Source organism: Micromonospora sp. MW-13 (assembly GCF_003434305.1).
Taxonomy (GTDB): Bacteria; Actinomycetota; Actinomycetes; order Mycobacteriales; family Micromonosporaceae; genus Micromonospora.
This window is the reverse complement of record NZ_QKKX01000032.1, coordinates 13545-38300: the sequence shown is the minus strand read 5'-3', so window position 1 is coordinate 38300 and position 24756 is coordinate 13545. Positions and strand designations below refer to the sequence as shown.

At 74.4% G+C, this 24756-nt stretch carries 19 protein-coding genes and 1 riboswitch; all 19 genes read left to right on the top strand.

Translation table 11 applies throughout. From position 1 onward, the window contains the following. Positions 1–3 precede the first annotated feature (3 nt). The 19 genes from C5N14_RS17185 to C5N14_RS17105 all read left to right on the top strand — a co-directional run bounded on the left by C5N14_RS17185 (position 4) and on the right by C5N14_RS17105 (position 24721). Positions 4–5055, top strand: a complete 5052-nt coding sequence (locus C5N14_RS17185) for a non-ribosomal peptide synthetase (protein ID WP_117669113.1) — start codon at positions 4–6, stop codon at positions 5053–5055. Further along, positions 5048–5983: an AzlC family ABC transporter permease gene (locus tag C5N14_RS17180; RefSeq protein WP_117669112.1), complete on the top strand. Its 936-nt coding sequence runs from the start codon at positions 5048–5050 to the stop codon at positions 5981–5983. The genes C5N14_RS17185 and C5N14_RS17180 overlap by 8 nt, the downstream gene beginning before the upstream one ends. 5 nt (positions 5984–5988) lie before the next feature. After that, the gene (locus tag C5N14_RS17175; protein WP_128763597.1) at positions 5989–6318 is read left to right on the top strand and encodes an AzlD domain-containing protein; all 330 of its coding nucleotides are present in this window, start codon (positions 5989–5991) and stop codon (positions 6316–6318) included. Next, positions 6315–6512: a hypothetical protein gene (locus C5N14_RS17170; protein ID WP_117669110.1), complete on the top strand. Its 198-nt coding sequence runs from the start codon at positions 6315–6317 to the stop codon at positions 6510–6512. Before C5N14_RS17175 ends, C5N14_RS17170 begins: the two co-directional genes overlap by 4 nt. Before the next feature lie 31 nt (positions 6513–6543). Beyond that, positions 6544–7716 (top strand): PLP-dependent aspartate aminotransferase family protein, encoded by a 1173-nt coding sequence (locus tag C5N14_RS17165; protein ID WP_117669109.1) that lies wholly within the window; start codon positions 6544–6546, stop codon positions 7714–7716. Between the two features lie 133 nt (positions 7717–7849). After that, a complete protein-coding gene (pip, locus tag C5N14_RS17160) occupies positions 7850–8830 on the top strand; it encodes a prolyl aminopeptidase (protein ID WP_117669108.1) in 981 nt (326 codons plus the stop codon). 464 nt (positions 8831–9294) lie between these two features. Then, positions 9295–10584, top strand: a complete 1290-nt coding sequence (locus C5N14_RS17155; RefSeq protein ID WP_165878140.1) for a helix-turn-helix transcriptional regulator — start codon at positions 9295–9297, stop codon at positions 10582–10584. A 172-nt stretch (positions 10585–10756) separates the two neighbouring features. Beyond that, positions 10757–10918 carry a hypothetical protein gene (locus tag C5N14_RS32230; RefSeq protein WP_165878139.1) on the top strand — a complete coding sequence of 54 codons (162 nt, stop codon included), beginning with the start codon at positions 10757–10759 and terminating at the stop codon, positions 10916–10918. Further along, on the top strand, positions 10908–12107 hold the full coding sequence (locus C5N14_RS17150) for a helix-turn-helix domain-containing protein (protein WP_243639696.1): 1200 nt from the start codon (positions 10908–10910) through the stop codon (positions 12105–12107). The genes C5N14_RS32230 and C5N14_RS17150 overlap by 11 nt, the downstream gene beginning before the upstream one ends. Positions 12108–12109: 2 nt before the next feature. Beyond that, complete coding sequence (locus tag C5N14_RS17145; RefSeq protein ID WP_117669106.1) at positions 12110–12349, top strand: hypothetical protein; 240 nt, start codon at positions 12110–12112, stop codon at positions 12347–12349. Positions 12350–12478: 129 nt separating this feature from the next. Further along, positions 12479–14392 (top strand): molecular chaperone HtpG, encoded by a 1914-nt coding sequence (htpG, locus tag C5N14_RS17140; RefSeq protein ID WP_117669105.1) that lies wholly within the window; start codon positions 12479–12481, stop codon positions 14390–14392. Positions 14393–14717: 325 nt separating this feature from the next. Then, a riboswitch (cyclic di-AMP (ydaO/yuaA leader) is annotated at positions 14718–14891 on the top strand. Next, positions 14889–15551 (top strand): transglycosylase family protein, encoded by a 663-nt coding sequence (locus C5N14_RS17135; protein WP_117669104.1) that lies wholly within the window; start codon positions 14889–14891, stop codon positions 15549–15551. Its footprint overlaps the riboswitch before it by 3 nt. Before the next feature lie 200 nt (positions 15552–15751). Next, a complete protein-coding gene (locus C5N14_RS17130; protein WP_117669103.1) occupies positions 15752–19102 on the top strand; it encodes a hypothetical protein in 3351 nt (1116 codons plus the stop codon). Positions 19103–19199: 97 nt separating this feature from the next. Next, positions 19200–20132, top strand: coding sequence for a diacylglycerol kinase family protein (locus tag C5N14_RS17125; protein ID WP_117669102.1), 933 nt, complete (start codon positions 19200–19202; stop codon positions 20130–20132). A gap of 327 nt (positions 20133–20459) precedes the next feature. Further along, positions 20460–21698: a helix-turn-helix domain-containing protein gene (locus tag C5N14_RS17120; protein WP_117669101.1), complete on the top strand. Its 1239-nt coding sequence runs from the start codon at positions 20460–20462 to the stop codon at positions 21696–21698. Positions 21699–21889: 191 nt separating this feature from the next. After that, positions 21890–22060 carry a hypothetical protein gene (locus C5N14_RS32225; protein ID WP_165878138.1) on the top strand — a complete coding sequence of 57 codons (171 nt, stop codon included), beginning with the start codon at positions 21890–21892 and terminating at the stop codon, positions 22058–22060. Then, the gene (locus C5N14_RS33980) at positions 22047–23243 is read left to right on the top strand and encodes a helix-turn-helix domain-containing protein (protein ID WP_117669100.1); all 1197 of its coding nucleotides are present in this window, start codon (positions 22047–22049) and stop codon (positions 23241–23243) included. The genes C5N14_RS32225 and C5N14_RS33980 overlap by 14 nt, the downstream gene beginning before the upstream one ends. Further along, positions 23240–23479, top strand: coding sequence for a hypothetical protein (locus C5N14_RS17110; protein ID WP_117669099.1), 240 nt, complete (start codon positions 23240–23242; stop codon positions 23477–23479). Before C5N14_RS33980 ends, C5N14_RS17110 begins: the two co-directional genes overlap by 4 nt. A 705-nt stretch (positions 23480–24184) precedes the next feature. Next, on the top strand, positions 24185–24721 hold the full coding sequence (locus tag C5N14_RS17105; protein ID WP_117669098.1) for a flavin reductase family protein: 537 nt from the start codon (positions 24185–24187) through the stop codon (positions 24719–24721). Positions 24722–24756 lie beyond the last annotated feature (35 nt).

The following is a 24756-nucleotide window of genomic DNA, read 5'->3' as shown; positions in this document are numbered from 1 at the left end:
ATCATGCAGTCTCTGATGACCCGGGGCCAGCTCAGGATCGCCGCGGCGCGGCGGCCCGACCACGCCCGGCACTGGCGCGACGCGCTCGCCGCCGGAGCGGACCGGGTCGGCTTCCCCGCCGACCGCACCCCCGTCCCCGGTGCCCCGGCCCGCCCGCAGGCCGTCACCGTGCCCCTCGGCGCCGCGCTGGCCGACCGGCTCGCCGCCGCCAGCCGGGGCGCCGAACCCGCCCGGTACGTGCTGGTGGCCGCCGCCGTGGCGGCGCTGCTGCGCCGCTGGACCGGCGCGACGGCGCTGCTGGTCGGCCGCCCGGCCGACGGCGACGCGCTGGCCGGCCTGCTGCCCCTGCCGGTGGCCTGCGGCCCCGACGTCAGCTACCGGGACCTGGTCGGGCAGCTCCGCGCGGCGCTGCCCGAGGCGCAGCGGTACGCGGACTACCCCGTCGAGCTGCTCGCCGAGGACCTCGCCCCGCACGCGGAGGCCGACCGGCACCCCTTTCTCGACGTCGCCGTGCACACCACCGACGCCGCCCCCGACCCCCGGATCGGCGTCACCGTGGCGGTGTCCGCCGCCGAGCTGACCGTGCACCACGACGCGGCCCGCCACGACCCGGCCACGGCCGACCGGATCGCCGGGCACCTGCTGCTCCTGCTGACCGCCGCGCTCGCCGCCCCGGACGCCCCGGTCGACGACGTCGCCCTGGTCACCCCGGCCGACCGGGCGGTGCTCGACGCGATGAACGACACCGCCGCGGACCCCGGTGACGCCCTGCGCCCCGACGCCTGGGTGGCCCGCCGGGCCGCCGAGACGCCCGACGCCGTCGCCGTGCGTACCGACGAGGTCACCTGGACGTGGGCGGAGCTGGACCGGCGGGTGGCCGCCCTCGCCGCGACCGTGCGGGCGGCCGGCGCGGGCCCGGAGACCGTCGTCGGCGTGCTCGCCGAGCGGTCGCCCGCGCAGCTCGCGGCGATCCTCGCCGTGCACCGGGCCGGCGCGGCCTACCTGCCGGTCGACCCCGGCTACCCGCCGGCCCGGATCGGCTACCTGCTGGCCGACAGCGGCGCGGCACTCGTGCTGGCCGCCGACCCGGCGGCCGTCCCCGAGGGAGTCCCGGTGCTCCCGCTGCCGCCGGCCGACGCGCTGCCCGAGGAGGCGGTGTCCGCGCCGCCGGCGGAGGCCGCGCCACCGGCGCAGGCCGACGGGCGGGATCTGGCGTACGTCATCTACACCTCCGGCTCCACCGGCGCCCCGAAGGGGGCGATGATCGAGCACCGGTCGCTGGCCAACCGGCTCGCCTGGATGCAGCGGCTGCACCCGATCGGCCCGGACGACGTGATCCTGCACAAGACCCCGACCACCTTCGACGTGTCGGTGTGGGAGCTGTTCTGGTGGGCCCGCGAGGGGGCGTCGGTGTGCCTGCTGCCGCCCGGCGCGGAACGTGACCCGCAGGCCATCGTCGCGGCGGTCGCCGCGCACGGCGTGACCACCCTGCACTTCGTCCCGTCCATGCTGGGGGCGTTCCTCGACTGGCTGGCCACCGCCGACACCGCGCCGCTGGCCGGGCTGCGGCGGGTCTTCGCCAGCGGCGAGGCGCTCGGCCCGCACCACGTCGACCGGCTCGCCGCGCTGCTGCCGCACGTCACCCTCGTCAACCTGTACGGCCCGACCGAGGCCACCGTCGACGTCACCCACCACCGCTGCGTGCCCGGCGCCGACCGGGTGCCGATCGGCCGGCCGGTCGACAACACCCGGCTGCACGTCCTCGACGAGCGGCTGCGGGTCCAGCCCGTCGGAGTGCCCGGCGAGCTGTGCATCGCCGGGGTGCAGCTCGCCCGGGGCTACCTCAACCGCCCCGAGCTGACCCGGGACCGGTTCGTGGCCGCCCCGGACGCGGGGGAGGAGCGGGTCTACCGCACCGGCGACCTGGCCCGGGTGCTGCCCGACGGCACCATCGACTACCTGGGCCGCCTCGACCACCAGGTCAAGGTGCGCGGCCACCGGGTCGAGCTGGGCGAGGTGGAGGAGGCGCTGCGCGGCCACCCGGCCGTGAAGGACGCCGTGGTGGTGGCCCGCGACGGCAACCTCCTCGGGTACGTGCTGACCCACTCCCCGGTGGCCGAGCGGGCGCTCACCGCGCACCTGTCCGGCCTGCTGCCCCGGTACCTCGTCCCGGCCCGGGTGGTGGAGCTGGCCGAGTTCCCGCTGTCCGGCAGCGGCAAGCTCGACCGGCGGGCGCTGCCCGACCCGCCCGCCGACGACCGCCCGTACGTGCCGCCGCGCACCGACGCCGAGCGGATCCTCGCCGAGGTGTGGGCCGACGTGCTCGGGGTGGACCGGATGGGGGTGGAGGACAACCTGTTCGCCCTCGGCGGCAACTCCATCCACTTCGTCACCGTGCTGGCCCGGGCGCACGCCGCCGGGCTCGACCTCACCTTCCAGCAGCTCTTCCGCCACCCCACCATCGCCGCCCTCGCCGCCGCCCCGGCGACCGGCGAGCGGCCCCCCACGTACGCGCCGTTCGACCTGGTGTCCCCGGCCGACCGGGCGCTGCTGCCCGACGGGGTGGTCGACGCGTACCCGCTGGGGCAGCTCCAGGCCGGGCTGATCTTCCAGAACGAGTTGGCCCGGGGCGCGGCCCAGTACCACGACATCATCAGCTTCCTGATCAACGCGCCGTTCGACGAGGCCACGTTCACGGCCGCGATGCGGCGGCTGGTCGCCGACAACCCGATCTTCCGCACCAGCTACCACCTCACCGGGTACGGCGAGTACCTCCAGCTCGTGCACGCCGACGCGCCGACCCCGCTGTGGGTGACCGACCTGCGCGGCCTCGACCCGGCCGAGCAGGAGCGCCGGTACGCCGACTGGCACGACCGGGAGCAGGCGTACCGGTTCGTCTGGCGGGAGCCGGGGCTGGTCCGCGTCCACGTGCACCTGTTCGCCGACGACCTGTACCGGTACAGCCTCAGCCAGCACAACTCGGCCCTGGACGGGTGGAGCATCACCCTGCTGCACACCCGGCTGTTCGACACGTACCACCGGCTGCGCGACGGCCGGCCGCTGCCCGAGCCGCCGGCCGGCAACCACTTCCGCGACTACATCGGCCTGGAGCGCCGGGCCGTCGCCTCGGCCGCCGACCGGGACTTCTGGCGGGACGTGCTGACCGACGGCGGGGTCACCGAGCTGCCCCGCTGGGAGCCGCCGACCGCCGAGGCACAGCGCCCGGTGGTCTTCCACGAGGTGGACGTCTCCGCCGGACTGTCCGAGCGGCTGCTGCGGCTGGCCGACCGGCTCGCCGTGCCGCTGAAGACCCTGCTGCTCGCCGCGCACGTCAAGGTCATCGGCGCGCTCGCCGCCGCCGCGGCCGTCGTCACCGGGTACGAGCAGAGCGGCCGGCCCGAGTCCGAGGGTGCCACGGCCGCGATGGGACTGTTCCTCAACACCGTGCCGCTGCGCGTCGACCTCGGCGACGGAAGCTGGGTCGACCTCGTCGGCCGGGTCTACCGCGCCGAGGCGGACCTGCTGCCGCACCGGCGCTACCCGATGGCGCAGATGAAGGCCGACGCGGCCACCACCGACCCGCTGTTCGAGACGGTGTTCAACTACACCCACTTCTACCTGCTCAAGCAGTTGCGGGAGCGGCCCGGCTTCGACCTGCTCGACGTGCGGGTCAGCACCGAGACCGAGTTCGCCCTGCGCGCCGAGTTCATGCGCGACTTCTTCACCGACCAGGTCCGGCTGAGCCTGCACTACCACTCGGCGGAGTTCACCCCGCAGCAGGCCGCCGGGATCGGCGAGGCGTACCGGCGCGCCCTCGCCGCGTTGGCCGACACCCCGGACGCCCCGCACGGCGGGTACGCCGCCGGCCTGCCGCCGGCCCGGGTCGTCCCCGCGCGGCGGACCTTCGGCCGGACCGCGCCCGCCCCGGCCGCCGGCCCCGCCGGGCGCACCCCGCCCGCCACCGACGTGGCCCGGCGCATCGCCGAGGTCTGGGCCGCGACCCTGGACGTGCCGCCGGCCGACATCGCCGAGGAGGACAACTTCTTCGACCTCGGCGGGAACTCCCTCGCCGCGATGCGGGTCGTCGCCGCGCTGCGCCCGCTGGTCACCCTGCGGCAGCTCATGACCCACTCCGATCTGGGCCCGCTGGCCCGGGTCGCCGAGTCCGCCCAGTCCGCCCAGCCCGCCCAGTCCGCCGCCGGCTCCGGCACCGGGTCCGGCGCGGCGGTCGGGGCCGGGGCCGCCCGGGCCGGCGACGACTCGCTGCTCCAGCCGCTGTCGCCGTCCGGCACCGCCGCCGACCGGGTCCTGCTCTGCTTCCCGTACGCGGCCGGCAACCCGCTGGCCTTCCGCCCCCTCGCCGAGGCGCTCGCCGGGCACGGCGTGGCCGTGCAGGCGGTGGCCCTGCCCGGTCACGACCTCGGCCGCCGCGAGCCGCTGGTCGACCTCGACGAGGTGGCCCGGCGGGTGGCCGACGAGATCCGCGCCCACGTCCGGGGCGAGGTGCTGCTCTGGGGGCACTGCGTCGGCGCGGCGCTGGCGATCGAGGTGACCCGGCTGCTCGCCGCCGCCGGGGCCCCGCCGGTGCGGCTCTTCCTCGGCGGCAAGCTGCTGCGCGACGCGGCCGAGATCGACGCCAGCATCGCCGAGGTGCGCGCCCTCGACGAGGCCGGGGTGGTGGACTGGCTGGTCGGGCAGACCGGCTTCACCGACCTCGACGGCCTCGACGCCGACCACACCTCGGCGCTGGTCGCCGCGTTCCGGCACGACGCGCTCGGCTCGCACGCGTACCTGCGGGACCGGCTCGCCCCGCTGGCCGACCGGCCGCTGACGGTGCCGGTGACGGTGGTGCTCGCCGCCGACGACCCGCTCACCGCCGGCTCGGCCGACGAGCACGCCGCGTGGCGGCGAATCGCCGCCGACGTGACCCTCGAAGAGATCGACGGTGGGGGACACTACTTCTGCCGTACCCGCGCCGGGGAGGTGGCCGCCCTCGTCGGCGCCGCCGGCCCGGCCGCGCCGCGCGCCCGCCGCCCCGGGGAGGACCATGTCTGACCGCACGCCCACCCGCGCCCCCGAGCGGCCCGCGACGCCGCGCGGCGAGTTCGTCGCCGGGGCCCGCTCGATGGTGCCGTTCCTGCTCTCCGCGTTTCCCCTCGGGGTGATCGGCGGGACGCTCGGCCTGGCCAGCGGGCTGTCCTATCTGGAGACGTTCGGGCTGGCCATGGTGGTCAACTCGGGCACCGCCCAGTTCATCGGCTTCAAGCTGATCTCCGAGGGCGCGGCATGGCCGGTGATCGTGCTGACCACGCTGATCCTCAGCCTGCGCATGCTGATCTACTCGACGCTGCTCGCCCCGCACGTACGGGAGTTGCCGCAGCGGTGGCGGCTGCTGCTCGGCTTCGGGCTGATCGACGCGGTCTTCTTCGTCGCGTTCGACCGGATCAAGGGCGACGAGCCGGCCCGCCGCAAGAGCATGTACTACTTCGGCGCCTCCGCCATCATGTACGTCAACTGGGCGATCGCCACGGTCGTCGGCATGGTCGCCGGGCACCTGCTGCCGCAGCGGCTGCGCGACGGCCTGGACTTCCCGATGACCGCGGTCTTCCTGGTCGTGCTCGCCGGGGCGCTCGCCGGCTGGAAGATCTGGACCACCGCCGTCTCGGCCGGCGCGCTGGCCATGCTGACCATCGGCCTGCCGTACAACCTGGGGCTGATCCTGGCGGCGCTCGGCGGCGCCTGTGTCGGCATGGCCTGCGAACGGATCGAACGCCGCTGGTTCCCGCCGGAGCCCGACGAGCCGGCGGCCGACCCGGACCCGCCGGAGCCGGAGGTGACGGCGGGCGCGGACGGGCCGCCGCCGGGGGCCGTGCCGCACGTGCGGCCCGGTGAGCACGTGCGGCCCGGTGAGCCCGTGCGGGCCGGGGACCGGGCGGCCGGGGACCGGGCGGCCGACGCCGCCGCCGACGTGGACGGAAGGTGACCGCGATGTCGATGCTGCTGCTCATCCTCGGGATGGGGCTGGCCACCTTCGCCCCCCGGTACGTGCCGCTGCTGGTCTTCCGCGACCGGGAACTGCCGGCCGACGTGAAGACGTTCCTCGGCTACCTGCCGCCCGCGCTGCTCGCCGCGATCGCGGTGCCGTCGGTGCTCGCCCCGGTCGACAACCGGGTGGAGATCACCGTGGTCACGATCCCGTACCTGGTGGCCGGGGTGGTGACCCTGGTGACCGGGCTCTTCGTCGAACGGTTCATGATCGTCTGGACGGTGGGGCTGGCGGTCTTCTTCGGGCTGCGCTGGTGGCTGGGGGCGATGTGACGACGACGGGCGACACCCCGATGCGGCAGCCGCTGCGGGTGGCGGCGGCGCAGATCGAGCCGTTGGCCGACGCCGGGACCACCGCCGGCCTGGCCGTCGCCGACCTCGACGACGCCCGGCTGTGGCACCAGCGTGACAGCCAGCGGATGGTCGTCGACCGGGCCGCCCCGGCGCCGGTCGTCGTCGTACCCTGACCGTTCGCAGCAGACAACCGAAGGAGCACCGGTGACCGGCATCGGCACGACCGCTGTCCACGGCGACGACGGGCTGAGCCCCGCGGGCGCGGTGTCGCCCCCGATCGTGCAGAGCGCCACCTTCAGCGCCGAGACCGACGAGCGGTTCACCGAGATCGCCACGCAGACGCGCGGCGACGCCTTCTACACCCGCTACGGCAACCCCAATCACGCCCAGGTCGCCGCCGTGGTGGCCGAGTTGGAGGGCGTGGAGACGGGCCTGGTCACCGCCTCCGGGATGGGGGCGATCACCACGATCGCCCTGGCCCTGCTGACCGTCGGCGACCATGTGATCGTGCAGCGCAGCACCTACGGCGGCACCACCTCGCTGACCACCGGGCTGCTCACCCGGTTCGGGGTGAGCTGCACCCAGGTCGACCAGACCGACGTCGACGCGTTCGCCCGGGCGCTGACCCCGCGGACCCGGCTGGTGCTGGTGGAGACCCCCAGCAACCCGCTGTTGGAGCTGACCGACCTGTCCGCCGTGGTCGAGCTGGCGCACGCCCACGGCGCGTACGCCGTCGTGGACAACACCTTCGCCACCCCGGTCAACCAGCGTCCGGCGACCTTCGGCGCGGACCTGGTCTGGCACAGCGCCACGAAGTTCCTCGGCGGCCACTCCGACGTCTCCGCCGGGGTCGTGGTCGGCTCCGCCGAACTGGTCGACCGGGTGTGGCAGACCGCCATCGTCACCGGGGCGACGCTCGGCCCGATCGACGCCTGGCTGCTGCTGCGCGGCATCCGGACGCTGCCGCTGCGGATGGCCCGGCACAACGACAACGCCCTCGCGCTGGCCCGGACGCTGGAGGAACACCCGGCCGTCGCCCGGGTCCGCTACCCCGGCCTGCCCAGCCATCCCCAGCACGACCTGGCCCGCAAGCAGATGAGCGGGTACGGCGGCGTGTTCAGCCTCGACCTGGCCGGCGGCCGGCCGGCGGCGGCCACCCTGCTGGCGGAACTGCGGCTGGCCAAACGCGCGGCCAGCCTGGGCAGTGTGAGCACCCTGGTGGTGCACCCACGCTCGATGTGGGCGGGGATCGTCGACGCCGCCCAGCTCGCCGAAACCGGCATCGGCGAGGGCCTGGTGCGGGTCTCCACCGGCATCGAGGAGACGCCGGACCTGCTCGCCGACTTCACCCGCGCCCTGGACATCGTCGCCGGCTGACCCACCACCGCCGCATCCGCCACCGCCAGATCCGTCGCCGCAAATTCACGGAATTCGTGGCTATTACGGGCTCGGAGGCCGCACATTCCGTGTATTTGCGCGCACCAGAGGCTCGGGAGGGGGCAGCGTGGAGATGGGGTACGGGCTCGGGGAGGCGTACGAACACGGCATGCTGGACGTGGGCGACGGGAACCTCGTGCACTGGGAGGTGTCCGGCAATCCGGGCGGCACGCCGGCGCTCGTCGTGCACGGCGGGCCCGGGGCCGGTTCCGGCGCGGGCGTCCGCCGGCTGTTCGACCCGGCCCGGTACCGGATCGTCCAGTTCGACCAGCGGGGCTGCGGGCGCAGCACCCCGCACGCCGCCGACCCGGCCACCGACATGCGGCACAACACCACTGCCCACCTGCTGGCCGACATGGAGCGGCTGCGCGCGTACCTGGGCATCGACCGCTGGCTGCTGTTCGGCGACTCGTGGGGCTCGACCCTGGGCCTGGCGTACGCGCAGCGGCACCCGGAGCGGGTCAGCGCGATCGTTTTCGTCGGGGTCACCATGAGCCGCCGGTCGGAGATCGACTGGCTGTACCGGGGCGTCGGCCGGTTCTTCCCCGAGCAGTGGCGGCGGTTCGTCGACGCCGTGCCGGCGGCCGACCGCCCGACGGTCGAACCGGGCCAGGGGCCGGCCGGCGACCTGCTCGCCGCGTACGCGCGCCTGCTGGAGCACCCGGACGCGCGGGTGCGGCACCGGGCGGCGAACGCCTGGCTGGCCTGGGAGGATGCCGTCGTCTCGCTGGAGCCCCAGGGCAGGCCCGGGGTGTACAGCGACCGGCCGTCGGACGCCCGGCTGGCGTTCGTCCGGATCTGCGCGCACTACTTCTCCCACGGGGCGTGGCTGGACGACGATGCCCTGTTGCGCGACGCCGGCCGGCTGGCCGGGATTCCCGGGGTCCTCGTGCACGGCCGCCTCGACCTCGGCTCGCCGTTGGAGACGCCGTGGTCGCTGGCCCGCGCCTGGCCCGACGCCGAGCTGATCGTGGTCGCCGACTCCGGGCACACCGGCAGCGACGCCCTGCGCGGTCACCTGCGCGCCGCGCTGGACCGGTTCGCCGCCCGCTGAGCCGCGCCTCGGTCGGTCGGGGTGGGCGGGGGTGGTGATGGTGATCTGCCGGGCGGCGGCTCGACCCCGAGGAGGGCGGGTCGACGGCAGCCGGGACGGCAAGATCAGTGGGGCTGGTTGATGGGTGTGGACGGGTTCTCGTCGCGCGGCGGCATCCGGGTCGTCCCCAAGGATGGGGGCGGTGTTCGCGCTGACTGTCAGTCGATTGGTCAGCCGTTTGGCGGCGCTCGGATGGAAGTCCGGACAGCGACGGCATCAGATCGAGTGGGACGCGTAGTCCCGAGGGCATGCCCGACCCGTGCTCGACGAAGCGGCTAACCCGCAGCTAGCGCATCAACGCTGCGTTACATGGTGTGACTGTCGGTGTATCGTCCGATGTGGTGACTCGCCCATGTAGAGGCGGCGATGCTGCCGCCCAGACCTCTGCTGGAGCTTTTGCGATGTCTGCATCGTCGCGGTTTGCCGTGCGTCTACGAGAGTTGCTCAGGGATCGAGGTGTCAGCTACCGCGTACTCGCCGCCCGCACCTACTACGGCAAGAGCTATCTCCATGACCTTGCGCATGGCCGCAAGCCGCCGACGCCGGAGACGGCCGAGCGGCTGGACGCCGCCCTGGATGCTGGCGGCGAGCTGGCCGCCCTTGCGGGCATCCTTGACGGCGGACGATGGACGATCGACTGCGGCACGCACTGGCGGCGCTGCGACGCCGAGCAACTCGCCGATCTGCTCGTCACCACAGTCCCGGCCGCGAACAACGCTGCCGAGTTGGCGCACCAGTGGCTGATCGCTGATCCTCCGCAGCGCTATGAGCTGAGCGCCGGCCGGCGGGTGGGAATCGAGACCGTGGAGCGCGTCGAGCGCCGGGTGCGGCAGCTCCGTCGTCTGGACGACCATGTCGGCGGGGCTCAGACGTACTCGATGGTGGTCGCCGAGTTGGACGCCACCGCCGGCCTGTTCCGTGAGGGCATTCACTCCGAGGTGGTCGGCCGACGGCTGCTTGCCGCAGCAGCGGACCTGTGCCAGCTTGCCGGATTCGTAGCCGAGGACGCCGGCCGGATCGTCGACGCGCGCCGGTACTACCTAACTGGGATGCGGGCCGCACACGCGGCCGGGGACGTTGCCGGCGCGGCCAACTGCCTCAGCACGTTGAGCTACCTGGAGGCGAGCATCGGGGACCGACGCGAGGCGGTCACCCTGGCCAGGTCTGCGTACACCGGGGGCCGGCAGGCGACCGAGACGACCGGCCGGGTGCTGCTGCTGGAACGGGTCGCGTGGGCGCATGCTCGCGCTGGTGAGGCGAGCCTGGCCGAACGGGCGCTGGGCGCGGTGGAGGAGATGTACCCGACTTGCGACCCAAGCGCCGCGCCGCCGTGGGCGTACTGGCTGACCTCGGACGAGGTGGAGATCATGGCGGGCCGGGTGTGGACGGAACTGCGCCGGCCGCTGCGTGCGGTACCGATCCTGGAACGGGTGATCACCGGCTATGGCCCGGAGGTGCCCCGGGAGTCATCGCTGTACCTCACGTGGCTCGCCGAGGGTCTGCTTCAGGCGGGGGAGGTCGAGCGGGCGGCAGACGCGGCGGGGCGGGCACTGGACATGGCTCGGCGGGCACAGTCGCACCGGGCTGCCCGGCGGGTGGCTGAGGTGCGCCGGCGCCTGGTCGAGGCTGCTCCGAGCTCGGTGACGGTACGTGAATTCCTGGACAGCTCCGCTGACCTGTCCGCCATCGGTTCGGTACGCCCCGGCGGACAGTAGCGGACGGCCTCCGCCTGGATCACGCAGCCGAATCATCACAGGCTGTGATCGGGGCGCGACGGGTGTGGACCCGTCATTACCGGTTCGGCTGCGAGCCGCGTCCTTCAGCCGGGCGCGGCGGTGTCGGTCCTTCCAAGAGCACGCCGCCGCGCCTCTACCAGCGGAGGTGGGGATGAGCGACGCCGGTGCGGTCGAGGACAGAGGCGAGCGGATCCAGGCGGCGGAACGAGAAGCCGCGAAGCAACGGCTTCTCGCCCAGGCCGAGGCGGAGCGAATACCGGTGGAGGAGACTACGCGGGCGGTGCCGGACCGGCGGTGGCGTCGTGGACAGTGATCGGCTGCCCATCGGTCGCCGGGTGGCGTACTGGCGGGGGCGGCGGAAGCTGTCGCAGCAGGTGTTCGCCGACCGGCTCGGCAAGTCGAAGAGTTGGGTCGACAAGGTCGAGCGTGGTGTCCGGTCGCTCGACAGGGTCTCCACCCTGCGGGACATCGCCGCTGTCCTGCGGATCGACACGGCGGTGCTGCTCGGCCGGGACGCCCAGCCCGTCGGCGTGCCCGAGCGGGGCGAGGGCGTCGAGCGGATCCGGGCGGCGCTGTCGGCGTACGAGATCGCGTTGGCGCGGCCTGTGATCCGCGGCCCGGTCCTGCCCGCCGATCGGCTGGCCCGGCAGGTCGCGCACGCGTGGACCACCTTCCAGCACGCCCGCTATCCGCAGGTGATCGACCTGGTGCCGGAGTTGCTGGCCGACGCGCAGCGCGCCCACGCCCGTGGCCCGGGGGAGGGGCGGGTGCCGCTGGTGGAGGCGTACCGGGTGACCGCGTCGCTGCTGGTGAAGCTCGGCGAGGCGGATCTGGGCTGGTTGGCCGTCGACCGGGCCATGGCTGCCGCCACCGGTGATCGAGTGCTGGTAGCTGCCGCAGCGGTGCAGCTCGGCCAGGTGCTCCGCGCATCGGGGCGGGTCAGGGCGGCGAAGTCGACGACGCTGGCCGCCGCGTACCGGATCGCCCCATTCGACCCCGACATCGGCTCACCCCCTGAGCTGTCGTTGTGCGGGACGCTGCTCGTCCAGGCCGCCCTGGCGGCGGCCCGCGCCGGTGACGACCGTGCCACCGCCGACCTGATCGGCGAGGCCGCCGGCATGGCCGGCCGGGTGGGCGAGGGCCACGACCACCACCGCACCGGGTTCGGGCCGACAGCCGTCGACCTGGCCCGGGTCGCGGCAGCCGTCGACCTGGGCGAAGCCCGTGACGCTGTGGCCTGGCACGAGAAGACGACCCAGCGGGACGCCTGGCGATGGCTGCCGCCCGAGCACCGCGCGGCGCACCTGTTCGACGCCGCCCGCGCCTACCTTCAAGCCGACGACCCGATCAACGCCGGCCGGGTCCTGATCGACGCCGACCGTACGGCACCGGCCGAGCTGCGCCACCGTCCGGCCGCCCGGGAAGTCGTCGCCAGGGTGGTCCGAGACCCGCATGCACCGGCCATGCTCATCCAGCTCGCTGCTACCCTCGGGGTGACCTGAGGATGACCGCGCCGTTCCTGTCCCTGGCCCAGATCCGAAACCGGCTGATCCTCACCGCCAGAGCTGTCCTCCGCGACCACCAACCCCTGTCGGACGGCCGCTGCCCGATCTGCCGGACCACGCACTGCCCGGTGGCGACCGCAGCCCGCAACGTCATCGACGCCGCCGAGAAAGTGCAGCAGCGAAGGACAGCAACCCCGCCGACGGCACCCGACCGGGACGAGCCGCAGCAGGCCGGATGACCCCGGACGACACCTGATCCGACCCGTCCGCATGGAGGGGTGTGCTCCCGGGTCGGGCGGGTGACGCGACGGGCAGCGACGGCTCGTATCCTGTGCGCGGAGGTTCGTCAGTCACAGAAGGGGGTCGGTGTGAGTAACCGGATCGAGACGCTGGAGTTCCAGGCGGAGGCGCGCCAGCTGCTCCAGCTGATGGTCCATTCGATCTACTCGAACAAGGACGTCTTCCTGCGCGAGCTGGTCTCCAACGCCTCCGACGCGCTGGACAAGCTGCGCCTGGAGTCCATGGTCGACAAGGATCTCGCGGCCGACGTCTCGGACCTGCACATCGAGATCGAGGTCGACCGCGACGCCCGGACCCTGACCGTCCGGGACAACGGCATCGGCATGTCCCGCGACGACGTGGTCCGCCTGATCGGCACCATCGCCAAGTCCGGCACCGCCGAGCTGCTGGCCAAGCTGCGCGATTCGAAGGACTCGGCCGGGTCCGCCGACCTGATCGGCCAGTTCGGCGTCGGGTTCTACGCCACTTTCATGGTCGCCGACAAGGTCACCCTGGTCACCCGCCGAGCCGGGCAGGACGAGGGCACCCGCTGGGAGTCCACCGGCGAGGGCACGTACGTCGTCGAGACCGTCGACGACGCGCCGCAGGGCACCTCCGTCACCGTCCACCTCAAGCCGGAGGACAGCGACGACCACCTGTACGACTACACGGCCGAGTGGAAGATCCGCGAGATCGTCAAGCGGTACTCCGACTTCATCGCCTGGCCGATCCGGATGACGGTCGAGCGCAAGGGCGAGGGCGACGAGACCACCCGCGACGTGCAGACCCTCAACTCGATGAAGGCGCTCTGGGCCCGCCCGCGCAGCGAGGTCGACGAGGCCGAGTACAAGGAGTTCTACAAGCACGTCAGCCACGACTGGGCCGACCCCCTCGAAACCATCCACATGCGGGGGGAGGGGACCTTCGAGTACGAGGCGCTGCTGTTCCTGCCGTCGCACGCCCCGGTCGACCTGTTCGCCCCGCAGGCCCGCCGGGGCGTGCAGCTCTACGTCAAGCGCGTGTTCATCATGGACGACTGCGACGCGCTGATGCCCAACTACCTGCGCTTCGTCAAGGGCGTCGTCGACGCGCACGACCTGTCGCTGAACATCTCCCGGGAGATCCTCCAGCAGGACCGCCAGATCCAGGTGGTCCGCCGCCGGCTGGTGAAGAAGATCCTCGCCACCGTCAAGGAGATGAAGGCCAACGAGGCCGAGAAGTACCGCACCTTCTGGTCGGAGTTCGGCCCGGCCGTCAAGGAGGGCCTGCTCGACGACCCGGACAACACCGAGGCCATCCTCGACATCGTCTCCGTCGCCTCCACCCACGATCCGGCCGAGCTGACCGGCCTGCGCGACTACGTCGAGCGGATGAAGGACGGCCAGGGCGACATCTACTACATGACCGGCGAGTCCCGGTCGATGATCGAGAACTCGCCGCACATGGAGGCGTTCCGGGCCAAGGGCTACGAGGTGCTGATCCTCACCGACCCGGTGGACGAGGTGTGGGTCGAGCGGGTCGGCCAGTTCGACGGCAAGCCGCTGCGCTCCATCGCCAAGGGCCAGGTCGACCTGGACACCGAGGAGGAGAAGAAGGAAGCCGAGTCCGCCCGGGAGCAGCAGCGCCAGGAGTACGCCGACCTGCTGACCTGGATGACTGGCCGGCTCTCCGACAACGTCAAGGAGGTCCGGCTCTCCACCCGGCTGACCACCTCGCCGGCCTGCGTGGTGGGCGACGCCCACGACATCACCCCGACCCTGGAGAAGATGTACCGGGCGATGGGGCACGAGGTGCCGCAGGTCAAGCGGATCCTGGAGCTGAACCCGGGGCACCCGCTGGTCGAGGGGCTGCGCAAGGCCCACGAGCAGGACGCCGGATCCGACGCGGTCGGCGACACCGCCGAGCTGCTGTACGGGATGGCGCTGCTGGCCGAGGGCGGCGAGCTGGCCGACCCGTCCCGGTTCACCCGTGTCCTCGCCGACCGCTTGGCCCGTACCCTGTAGCCGCCGAGCCGCACCGCGCGCCGGGCTCCCGGTCGACACGTGTCGACCGTGGACGCCCGGCGCGCGCCGTTTCGGGGATTACTCGGCGTGTTCGACGTCCGGGTGGGCGCAATCGGACCGACATGACTGAGCGTCACGGGCCGAGGTGGCCCGAAGCCGGTCCGACCTGATCGGACTCGGCCCCACGCCCTCCCCTGCATGCCCTACGCAGTATCGCAACTCGACGGTTGGCGGGTTCGCCCGAGCGGGTGAAGAACTTCACAAGAGGTGGGCGGTCGTCACGAACCGTGTCTAACGTCGGTCGAGTCCGCAAACGCGGCCACCACGGTCGGTAACGCCTAGTCCTGCCGCCGGCCGTCGGTTCCCTTGTCAGTCAGGCAGGAGCGGGGGACCCACACGTTCCTCGGTGCATCGCACCTCGGGGTGAAGCCGCCTTCGGCGGCCGGGCTCCTCGGCCCGAACCCGACAGCTCACCTCGCCGGCGTGGAGGAATCACATGGCAACTCAATACACCGCCCGCCACCATCGGGTGACCGCTCGCCGCGTCACCGTCGGCACTCTCGCGGCCGGCGCACTCGCCGGGGCCGTCGCCCTGGCCGGCCCGGCCGCACCGGCCCAGGCCGCGGTCAACTGGGACGCCGTCGCCAGGTGCGAGTCCGGCGGAAACTGGCACATCAACACCGGCAACGGCTACTACGGCGGCCTCCAGTTCTCGCAGGGCACCTGGGCCGGCTACGGCGGCAAGAGGTACGCCGCCCGAGCCGACCTGGCGACCCGGAGCGAGCAGATCCGCATCGCCGAGAAGGTGCTCGACGGCCAGGGCATCGGGGCGTGGCCGACCTGCGGCAAGAAGGGCGGCTCGACGAAGGCCAGCCCGAAGTCGGAGCGGAGGTCCGAGTCGAAGGCCGCCCCGAAGGAGCGGTCCCCGCGTACCGAGAAGCCGGCCTCGCGCGGCAAGCGGGACACCACGAGAAGCGCACCGAAGAGCGCCCCGTCCGACGGCGTGCGGACCTACCTGGTCCGATCGGGCGACACCCTCTCCGAGATCGCCACGGCGCAGGGCGTGCGGGGCGGCTGGCGCGCCCTGTGGGAGAAGAACGAGCGGGTCGTGGGCGAGCACCCGAACCTGATCTTCCCGGGCCAGCGGCTCAGCCTCTGACGCGCCCGGCCGGGTCGGTACGACCTGGCGCCCCGGTCCCGGGGCACCCAGCGGCGAAGCGCCCGGCCGGTTCCTCCGGCCGGGCGCTTCCGCGTCGTCGCCGGGTGGCACCCGGACCGCGGCGGAGGCACCTTCCACGTGACGTCGCCGCCCCGCAAAACGGGTCGGCCGCCGAACCCGGTTCTGGGCACAATGGCGCGATGCCGCGCCGTATCACCGCCCTGCTCGACGACCTCGACGACCTGCCGTACCGGGAGCGGACGAGCACCCTCGCCGCCCGGGCCCGGGACCTCGCCGCCGCCGGCCGGCTGGCCGGGGTGCTCGCGGACCTGCGCGCCGGATCCGCGTACCACCGGTTCCTCGCCGTGACCGCGGCGCAGGTGGTCGGCGACCGGGCCGGGGTGACCGCCGCACTCGACGACCCGCACGGGGCGATCCGGGCCGTCGCGGTCCGCGCCTGCCTGCGCGCCGGCTGGCTCACCGCCGACGACCTGCGCCCCCTGCTCGCCGACGCGCCCGCCGACCTGCGCCGGCTGGTGTACCGGTCGCTGCGGTCGCCGCGCCGCCCGGAGGTCGCCGACCGGCTCGTCGACGCCGTCCGGGACCGGTTCGGCGATGCCGAGGCGGTCGCGCTGCTGCCCGCCTGCGGCCCCGACACGGTACGCCGGCTGCTGCCCCTGCTCGACCACGCGCTCGGCAGCGGGGCGGCCCTGGCCGGCCGGCACGCCGGGATCCTGCTCGACCACGCCGAGGCGACGCTGCCCGGCCTCGACGGCCCGGAACGCTCCCGCTGGTGGGCGGCCCGCGCGGGCGCGCTGCTCGGCACGGCGGTCGACCGCCCGGAGCGGGTGCTCACCCTGCTCGAACGCCACGCCCCGGCCGACGGGCTCCCCGGCGATCTCACCGGCTACGGCGTGCTCGCCGCGGCGTTCCCGCACCGGGTGCTCGCGCTGCTGACCGCCCCCGCCCGGGCCGGCTGGCTGGCCCGGACCGCCCTGCCCCCGGCGCTGCTGCGCCGCCTCGGCGCGCTGCCGCCGGCGGAACTGGTCACGCTCGCCCGGCGGCAGCGCGCCGACGACACGCGCCTCGCGGCGCTGCTGGACGCGCTGCCCCCGGCGGCACGCGGCGCCCTGTACGACGCCGCGCTCGCCGACGTCGAGACGGCCGCCACGATCCCGTCCCCGGCGGTCATGGCGGTGCTGCCCCGGCGCTGGCGGGAACGGGAGGCCCGGCGGGTGCTCACCCTGGACCGGGTCCGCGCCGACGAGGCCGCCGTGCGCGCCTGGAGTGCCGAGCTGCCCTGGCCGGAGGCGTCCGCCGTGCTGACGCCGGCCCTGCGCGCCGCCGACGCCCACGACCGGGCGAGCGCGTACGAGCTGCTGCTCACCGCCGCGCGGCGCAGCGACGACCCGGCGGCGGTGGCCGAGGCCGTGGCCCGGCTCGCCGGGCTGCGCAACGAGCAGGATCCGGTCCGGTCGGCGGCGCTGGCCACCCTGGCGACCATGGCCCGGCCGCTGCGCGCCGACTCGCGGCCGGTGCTGGCCGCGCTGGTCACCGACGCCACCCACGCCCGGGACGCGTCCACCCGGACGCTGTCCGCGCTGGGCGACCTGGCCTGCGGGGTACTGCGCCACCACGTCGACGAACCGGAGCTGCTGGGCTGGGCGTTGGACACCCTCGACGCACTCTTCGGCGGGCACCACCTGCCCCCGCTGGGCCGGCTCGACCACGGCCTGCGCCGGGGGCAGGAACAGGCCGTCCTCGACCGGCTCCTGCCCTGGATCACCGCCGGGATGGCGCGCGGCGAGTTCACCGCCCTGTTCGCCGTCACCCGCGCGCTGGGACGCCGGGCGTGGCGGTTGCCCGCCCTCCAGGAGCTGCTGCACCGGGCCACCGGTTCGGGCAACGTCTCCCCGGTGGTCCGTACCGCCGCCGACCTGTGGCTGGCGGACCCGGCGCCGCGCGGCGAGCGGGTCGCCCTCCTGCTCGCCGCCGACCCGTCGGTGATCACCTTCGAGGTGGTGTGGCGGACGGTCTGCGGGCGGCGCACCGACCTGCTCGACCGGGTGCTGCTCGGCCCGCCGCCGGCCGGCGCGTTCCTGCCCACCGGGCCGCGCTGGGTGCCCGGGCATCCGTGGCACGTCGACCGCTGGCTGCCCCGGCACCGGCGGGCGTACGTCGACCTCCAGGCCCGGGTGGCCCGCGACGCGGGCCAGCCGCTGCACTCCCGGGCCGCCGCGCTCGCCCGCGCGGCGCGGGTCCCCGACGCCGGCCGTGACCTGGTGCTGCGGTACGTCGACTCCGCGAACGTCACCCTCGCCGAGGCGGCCCTCGGCGCGCTGCCCTGGACCGACCGGCCCGAGGAGGCCCTGACCACGCTGCTCGCGCACGCCGACGACGACCGGGCCCGGGTGGCGATGTACGCCGCCGGCCGGGCCGCCCGGTTCACCACCCCGTCCGCGCTGCTGGCCCGGCTCGCCGGCGTCGCCCTCGGCCGGGGCAGGGTGACCAGCCGCAAGGAGGCCGTCCGGCTGCTCGGCCGGTACGGGCCGCCGGAGGCGGTGCCGCTGCTGCGGCAGGTGTGGCAGCAGCCCGACCAGCACCGCGACGTCCGGGCCGCAATCACCTCCGCCGCCCGGCAGCGGCTGCACACGCCGCAGAGCTGGACGGTGCTCGACCTGGCCGTCGGCGGCGGCCGGGAGGACACCCTGGCCGTGCTGGCGACCGGGCCGCACGAGGTGCCCGAGCCGCACCGCCCCCGGTACGCGGGCCTGGTCGTCACCGCCTGCCGCAGCGGCGACGAGGTGGTCACCCAGGCGGCGCTGACCCGGCTGGCGCAGTGGGTCCGCTGGGCGCCCGACATCACCGACCTGGTCGTCGACGCGCTGACCGACCTCGGCGCGCACGCGGGCTGGCCGGCCCGGTCGATGCTGCTGCGTGCGCTGCTGGACCTGCCGCACCGCCCGGAGCGGGACGCGCTCGACGCCGCCCTGCGCCGGCTGGTGGCCCTCGACGCGGCCGACGACGACCCGGGTGGGCCGCAGCGGGACCGGCCGGCCCGCCGCCGGATCGGCGCGATCCTGCGGGTCGTGCGGGTGTGGGCGCAGCGCGCCGGCGTCGACGCCGACCGCGACCCGGCCCGGGACGCCGCCCGTGACCTGGCCCGGCACCCGGGGTTCGTGGCCGGGGCGGCCGGGCTGCTGACCGCCCTGGTGCGCCTCGACGGGCGCACCCCGGCGCAGCTCGTCGCCGAGCTGACCGAGCTGGTGGAGCTGGCCGACGGCCGCCCGGCGCTGGCCGCCCGGCTGGCCGACGCCCTCGCCGACCGGGTGCGCCGCGACGCCGCCACCGTGGACGCCGGGCTGCTGCTGGCGGCGGCCCGGGAGCTGGCCGCCCGCGGCGACGCGGCCGGGCACCTCGCGTTGGCGCTGACCCGGGCCGGCGCGACGTACGGCTGGTCGACGCCGTGGCGGGACCTGCTGCGGACGCTGCGCGGGCACCCGGTCGCCGACGTCCGCGACGCCGCCCTCGACCTGCCCATGTCGGGGTGACCCGGGCCGCCGGTGCCGGCCCGGGGTCGGGGTGGTGCGGACCCGGCCGCCCGGCGGCAGGCGTGGCGGGCGTCGCGTCGGGGTAACACCCGGGGTCATGAGCACGAGCACGCTGGCCCGCCCCGACGAGGCGGCCCCGGCGCGGGTCGGCACCGTCGCCGTCGTCGCGCACCGGAAGAAGACGTTCGGCGGCGGCCTGGACGAACTGCGCGCCACGCTGGCCGGCGCCGGCATCGGCGACCTGCTCTGGTACGAGGTGCCGAAGAGCCGCAAGGCGCCGAAGCGGGTCCGCCGGGCGCTCGACCGGGGCGCGGAGCTGGTCTTCGTGTGGGGCGGCGACGGCATGGTGCAGCGCTGCGCCGACGTCCTCGCCGGCACCGGCGTGCCGATGGCGATCCTGCCCGCCGGGACGGCGAACCTGTTCGCCACCAACCTCGGCATCCCGACCGACCTGTCGAAGGCTGTGCGGACCGGCCTGCGCGGCCCGCGCCGCCGCCTCGACCTGGGCCGGATCAACGGGGAGCACTTCGCGGTGATGGCCGGCGCGGGCTTCGACGGCGACCTGATCGGCGAGGCCGACCGCAGGCTCAAGGGCCGGCTGGGCCGCCTGGCGTACGTGTGGACGGGGCTGCGGCACGTGCGCGGCGAGCTGGTGCGCACCCGGATCCGGGTCGACGGGTCGGACTGGTTCGACGGCGAGGCGAGCTGCGTGCTGTTCGGCAACGTCGGCACGATCACCGGCGGCATCCCCGCCTTCGACGACGCCCGGCCCGACGACGGGGCCCTGGAGGTCGGGGTGGCCACCGCCAGCGGGGCGGTGGACTGGGCACGCACCCTGGGTCGGATGGCGGCCGGCCGGTCGGAGGAGTCCCCGTTCGTGCGGATCACCCGGGGCCGCAGGATCAGGGTACGGTTCGCCGCGCCGAAGACGTACGAGCTGGACGGCGGGGCGCGCGAGCGGGTGACCCGGTTGAAGGTGCGGGTCGTGCCCGGCGCGCTGACCGTGTGCTGCCCGGCCGAGCGCTGCTGATCCCGGACCGGAGCAGCCGGCCCGGTCGACAAGGAACCCCAACTGTTCGGCGACCCGCCCCACTCGTCGCCCGGCCGATCCATCGGTGAGGCTGCCGGCATGGCGGCCCGGGTAGGCGACGGCCACGATCACCACCGGACCGTGCCCGGACGCAGGCAGGCGGAGCGCCCAGAACTTTCAAGCGAGGGCGCCTTAAGCCAGCGGGATGGCCGCTGAGTGTGGGCGTCGGGATACTGCCTGCGATTGGGGTTGGGTGTACCGTCCGAAGTGGCAGCCCGTCGGGGCAGGACCGGCGGGCGGTCGCTCGTTGCGCTAGCGGGAGATGGCATGACCAAGCCCACCGTCGGTGATCGTCTTGCGGAGATCCGCCGTGAGTCCAGGCTGACGCAGGAGCAGCTTGCCGAGCGGTCCGGTGTCAGCGTCGAGGTGATCCGGAAGCTGGAGCAGGGCAGCCGGGGTGCGGCTCGCCTCGATACCCTGCACGCGCTCGCTCGTGCCCTGGAGGTGTCGACGTCAGCGCTGCTGGGTGATGCGTCGCAAGCGGCTGCGCGTGGGGAGTCGGGTCACCGGCAGTTGTCGTTGGCGGAGATCCGCCGGGTGGTCGCCCCGGTGCGGGGGATCGATGGTGCCCCGCTCGTGGTGCCGGTGGGTGAGCCGCCGGGCCTCGACACGTTGCGGGGGAATCTGCACGCCGCTGATCGGGTCTACAACGCTGGTGACTACGCCGTTGCGTTGCGGGTCGTGCCGCCGTTGCTGCTGAACGTGCGCGCTGCCGTCGGTCTTGCCGGTGATGAGCGGCAGACTGAGGCGTACGACCTGCTCGCCCGCGCCCAGCACTTGGCGGGCGGTCTGCTGATTCAACTGCGGGCTGACGATCTGGCACAGACCGCGCTCTCGGGAGCCCTCGACGCCGCGCAGCGGTCCGGGGATCGGGTCGTGGCGGCCACCGTCATCCGGACGATGTGTTGGCTGCTGATGCGCCAAGGGCGAATTGGTGAGGCGGCCGAGTTGGCGGTGGTCACCGCTGACGACGTCGAGCCGCGACTATCCCGGGCGACTCCGGCGGACCTTGCCGCGTGGGGTTGGCTATTGCTGAGTGCCGCCGCAGCGCAGGCCAGGGACAATCGGCCTGATGAGGTGGCCGACCTTGTCGGCGTCGCCGCTGCGGCTGCGGTTCGGATCGGTGAGCGCGTGCCGGCGTCGGATCACCTGATGTTGGTGGGCGGGTTCGATACCGCCAAGGTGCAGATGCAGCGGGCAGAGGCGGCGGCCGTGGCCGGGGACGCGGGCCGGGTGTTGGAGCTGTCCGCGTTGGTTCCGCCTGTGCCCACCATCAGCAAGTCGGCGTGGCGGCGGCATCGGCTGGATCTGGCGTGGGCGTATGCGGAGTTGCGGCGGTACGGGAAGGCGACGGCGGTGCTGACGCAGTTGCGCGGCACAGCGCCTACGTGGCTGCGGCAGCAGCGGTACGCGCGGGACATCGTGGACTCCATCGCCACGGGTCGCCGTCGAGCGATGACGGAAGAACTGGTGCAACTGGCCGAGCTGATGGGGTGCGCGCGCTGACTGGTACGGCGCGTCCGAGTCGTTGAGACGCGATCTTCGGATCGCACCATCCGCACCTGTGTACTCACCCCGGGTCACGCCAGTCTGTGGCGGTGCGGTGACCTGCTGTTAACGCCGGTTACCGACGCCGGGCGCGGCGGTGACGGTCCTTCCAAGAGCTTGCCGCCGCGCCCCTACCAACGGAGGTGGGGATGCAGGAACGCGACGACGAGCCGACAGTGAGCCGGGCCGAGCAGATCGAGGCCGCCGAGCGGGAGGCGGCGAGGCAGCGGCTTCTCGCGCAGGCCGAGGCGGATCGGATACCGGTCGAGGAGACGACGCGGGCGGTGCCGGACCGGCGGTGGCGTCGTGGACAGCGGTGAGCTGCCGATAGGTCGGCGGGTGGCGCAGTGGCGGGCGCGGCGGCGGATGACGCAGCAGATGCTCGCCGACCGGTTGGGCAAGTCCAAGAGTTGGGTGGACAAGGTCGAACGCGGCGTGCGTGCGCTGGACAGGTTCTCGGTCATTCAGGATCTCGCCGAGGTGCTGGGTGTGGATACGGCGGCCCTGCTGGGTAGGGACGCGCGGCCGGCGACGAGCACCGGCGTCGAGGGCGTGGACGGCGTGTGGGCGGCGCTCGCCTGCTACGACTTGTCCCCGGCCGGGCGGGGCTGGCGGCCGGTGGTGCCGGTGGGTGAGTTGGGCCGGCGGGTGGAGCACGCGTGGTTGGCGTACCAGCACGCGTGTTATCCGCAGTTGGTGCGGCTGGTGCCCGATCTGCTCGGCGACGCCCGATCCGCACACGCCGCCGCCGGGGACGAGGTGGCGGGTCTGTTGGTGCGGGTGTACCGGGTCACGGCGTCGGTGTTGGTGAAGCTGGGCGAGCCGGACGTGGCGTGGCTGGCGGCCGACCGGGCGGTGACGTTGGCCGCCGGTGATCCGGTGTGGGCGGCGGTGGCGGCGGTGCCGCTCGGGCAGGCGTTGCGCGGGGCGGGGCGGGGTCGGCTGGCGATGGCGGCCACTGTCGCCGCCGCGCACCGGATCGCCCGGGTGGTGGGTTACGACGCCTCACAGGAGGATCTGTCCCTGTGCGGGATGCTGTGGGTCGAGGCGGCTCTTGCCGCCGCCTCCTGTGGTGACGCGCACAGCGTGGCGGAGTGGATCGGTCGGGCCGCCGAGGTCGCCGAGCGGGTCGACGGCGGCCAGGACCGGCACCGCAGCGGGTTCGGGCCGGCAGCGGTGCAGGTGGCGCGGGTGGCGGCGGCGGTCGGGCTCGGCGACGGCGGGGAGGCGGTCGCCCGGCACGAGGAGGCCGTCAGGATGGACGGGTGGCGGCGGCTGTCGGTCGAGCACCGGGCGGCGCACCTGGTCGACGCCGCGCGGGCGTACCTCCAGGTCGGTGACCTGCTGGGGGCGGGCCGGGTCCTGACTGAGGCGGACCGCATCGCGCCGGCCGAGGTCCGGTTGCGGCCGTTGGCGCGTATGGTGATCGCCGAGGTGGCCCGGGGCGGCCCGGTGCCGGCCGGTGTGGCGCACCTGGCGACGGCGATCGGCCTCACCCGATGACCGCACCGTTCCTGTCCCTGGCGCAGATCCGCAACCGGCTGATCCTCACCGCCCGAGCGATCCTCCGCGACCACGGGAACGGGCCCGACGGCCGCTGCCCGATCTGCCGGACACCGGACTGCCCGGTGGCGACCGCCGCCCGCAACGTCCTTCACGCGGCCGACGACCCACAGCAGCGGAGTACCGCAACCCAGCCGACCACACCCGACCGCGACGACCCTCAGAAGGCCGGATGACCTCGGACGACACCCGATCCGACCGCCTCGCCGAGAGTTCACACCGAAGCAGCACCCGGTTGTGTCCCCGGTATCGCCCACCCAGGCTGCCGCCAACGGACGACGGCACCCCGCCCGGGGCGCGGCCTTCGTGATCACCGTGCGGACCGCCGCACCCCTCCGGCGAGGCCGCGTTGTCCGGCCCGGACGGCGCGGCGTTCCACGCGTCCGCCAGGAGTCATGTGGAGCGGCCGGTCGTCGCGTGGCGCCACTCGACGCCGGCCCGCCGCGCCGTACGCCCATCCGGCCACCCGGGGTCGGTCCGGTCCGGGTCGTGTCGGCGCACCGACCGGGGTCGGCCGGCCTGCCCCGGCCCGACCGGTGCCGGGGCTGCTCCGAGGTGGTGGGGTCGAGCCATTCCCTATATTTCAGGTAGGGATTGCGGGTAAGGGGTGCGGTGGGCTAGCGTCGGGTACATCGGGGCCGCGCGCCCGACCCGCGTCCCCGGGCGGGCCGTCCCGTGCTCCACCGTCTGAAACTGGGAGTCCGCGATGACCGTCGACCTCGTCGTCCGCCCGCTGCCGCCCGCGCGGAACCGCCTTCCGATCGCCGTATCGCCCGCCGGGCGCCCCGGCCTCGGGTGAGCCGACCCCCGCCGAGCCCCGGTCGGCGCCGCCCGGCGACCGCCGGTACCGTCCCGAGAGAGCGACCACCCGGGAGGAGCACATGCCCCCGTCCACCCCTGCGCAACCGGAGCCGCCCGGCGACGCGGACAGCGCCTCGCTGCGCGCGATCCTGCGTCACCAGGCCAGCACCGTGACCGTGGTGACGGCTCCGGGCTCCCCGCCGGTCGGCTTCACCGCGACGTCGTTCACCTCGGTGTCACTGGAGCCGCCGATCGTGTCGTTCTGCCTCAGCCTCGCCTCGTCGAGCTGGCCCACGGTGTCCCGGTCCCGTCACGTCGCCGTGCACCTGCTCGCCCACCACCAGCGGGAGTTGGCCCGGACGTTCGCCACGAGCGGCGTCGACCGGTTCGCCGAGCCGACGCGGTGGCGTCCGGGGCCGCAGACGGTGCCGATCCTCGACGGCGTCCTGGCGTGGCTGCTCTGCCGGGTGGTGGACCGGGTGACCGTCGGTGACCACGCGATCGTGCTCGCCGAGCCCGAGCTGCTGCGGCACGCCGACGTGGGCACGCCGCTGCTGTACCACCGGGGCGGCTACGCCGGCCTGGACCCGGCGGCCGACCGGGCCATCGTGGCCTGAGTCGGCTGCGGTTGCGGTCCGACGCCGCCCGGTGA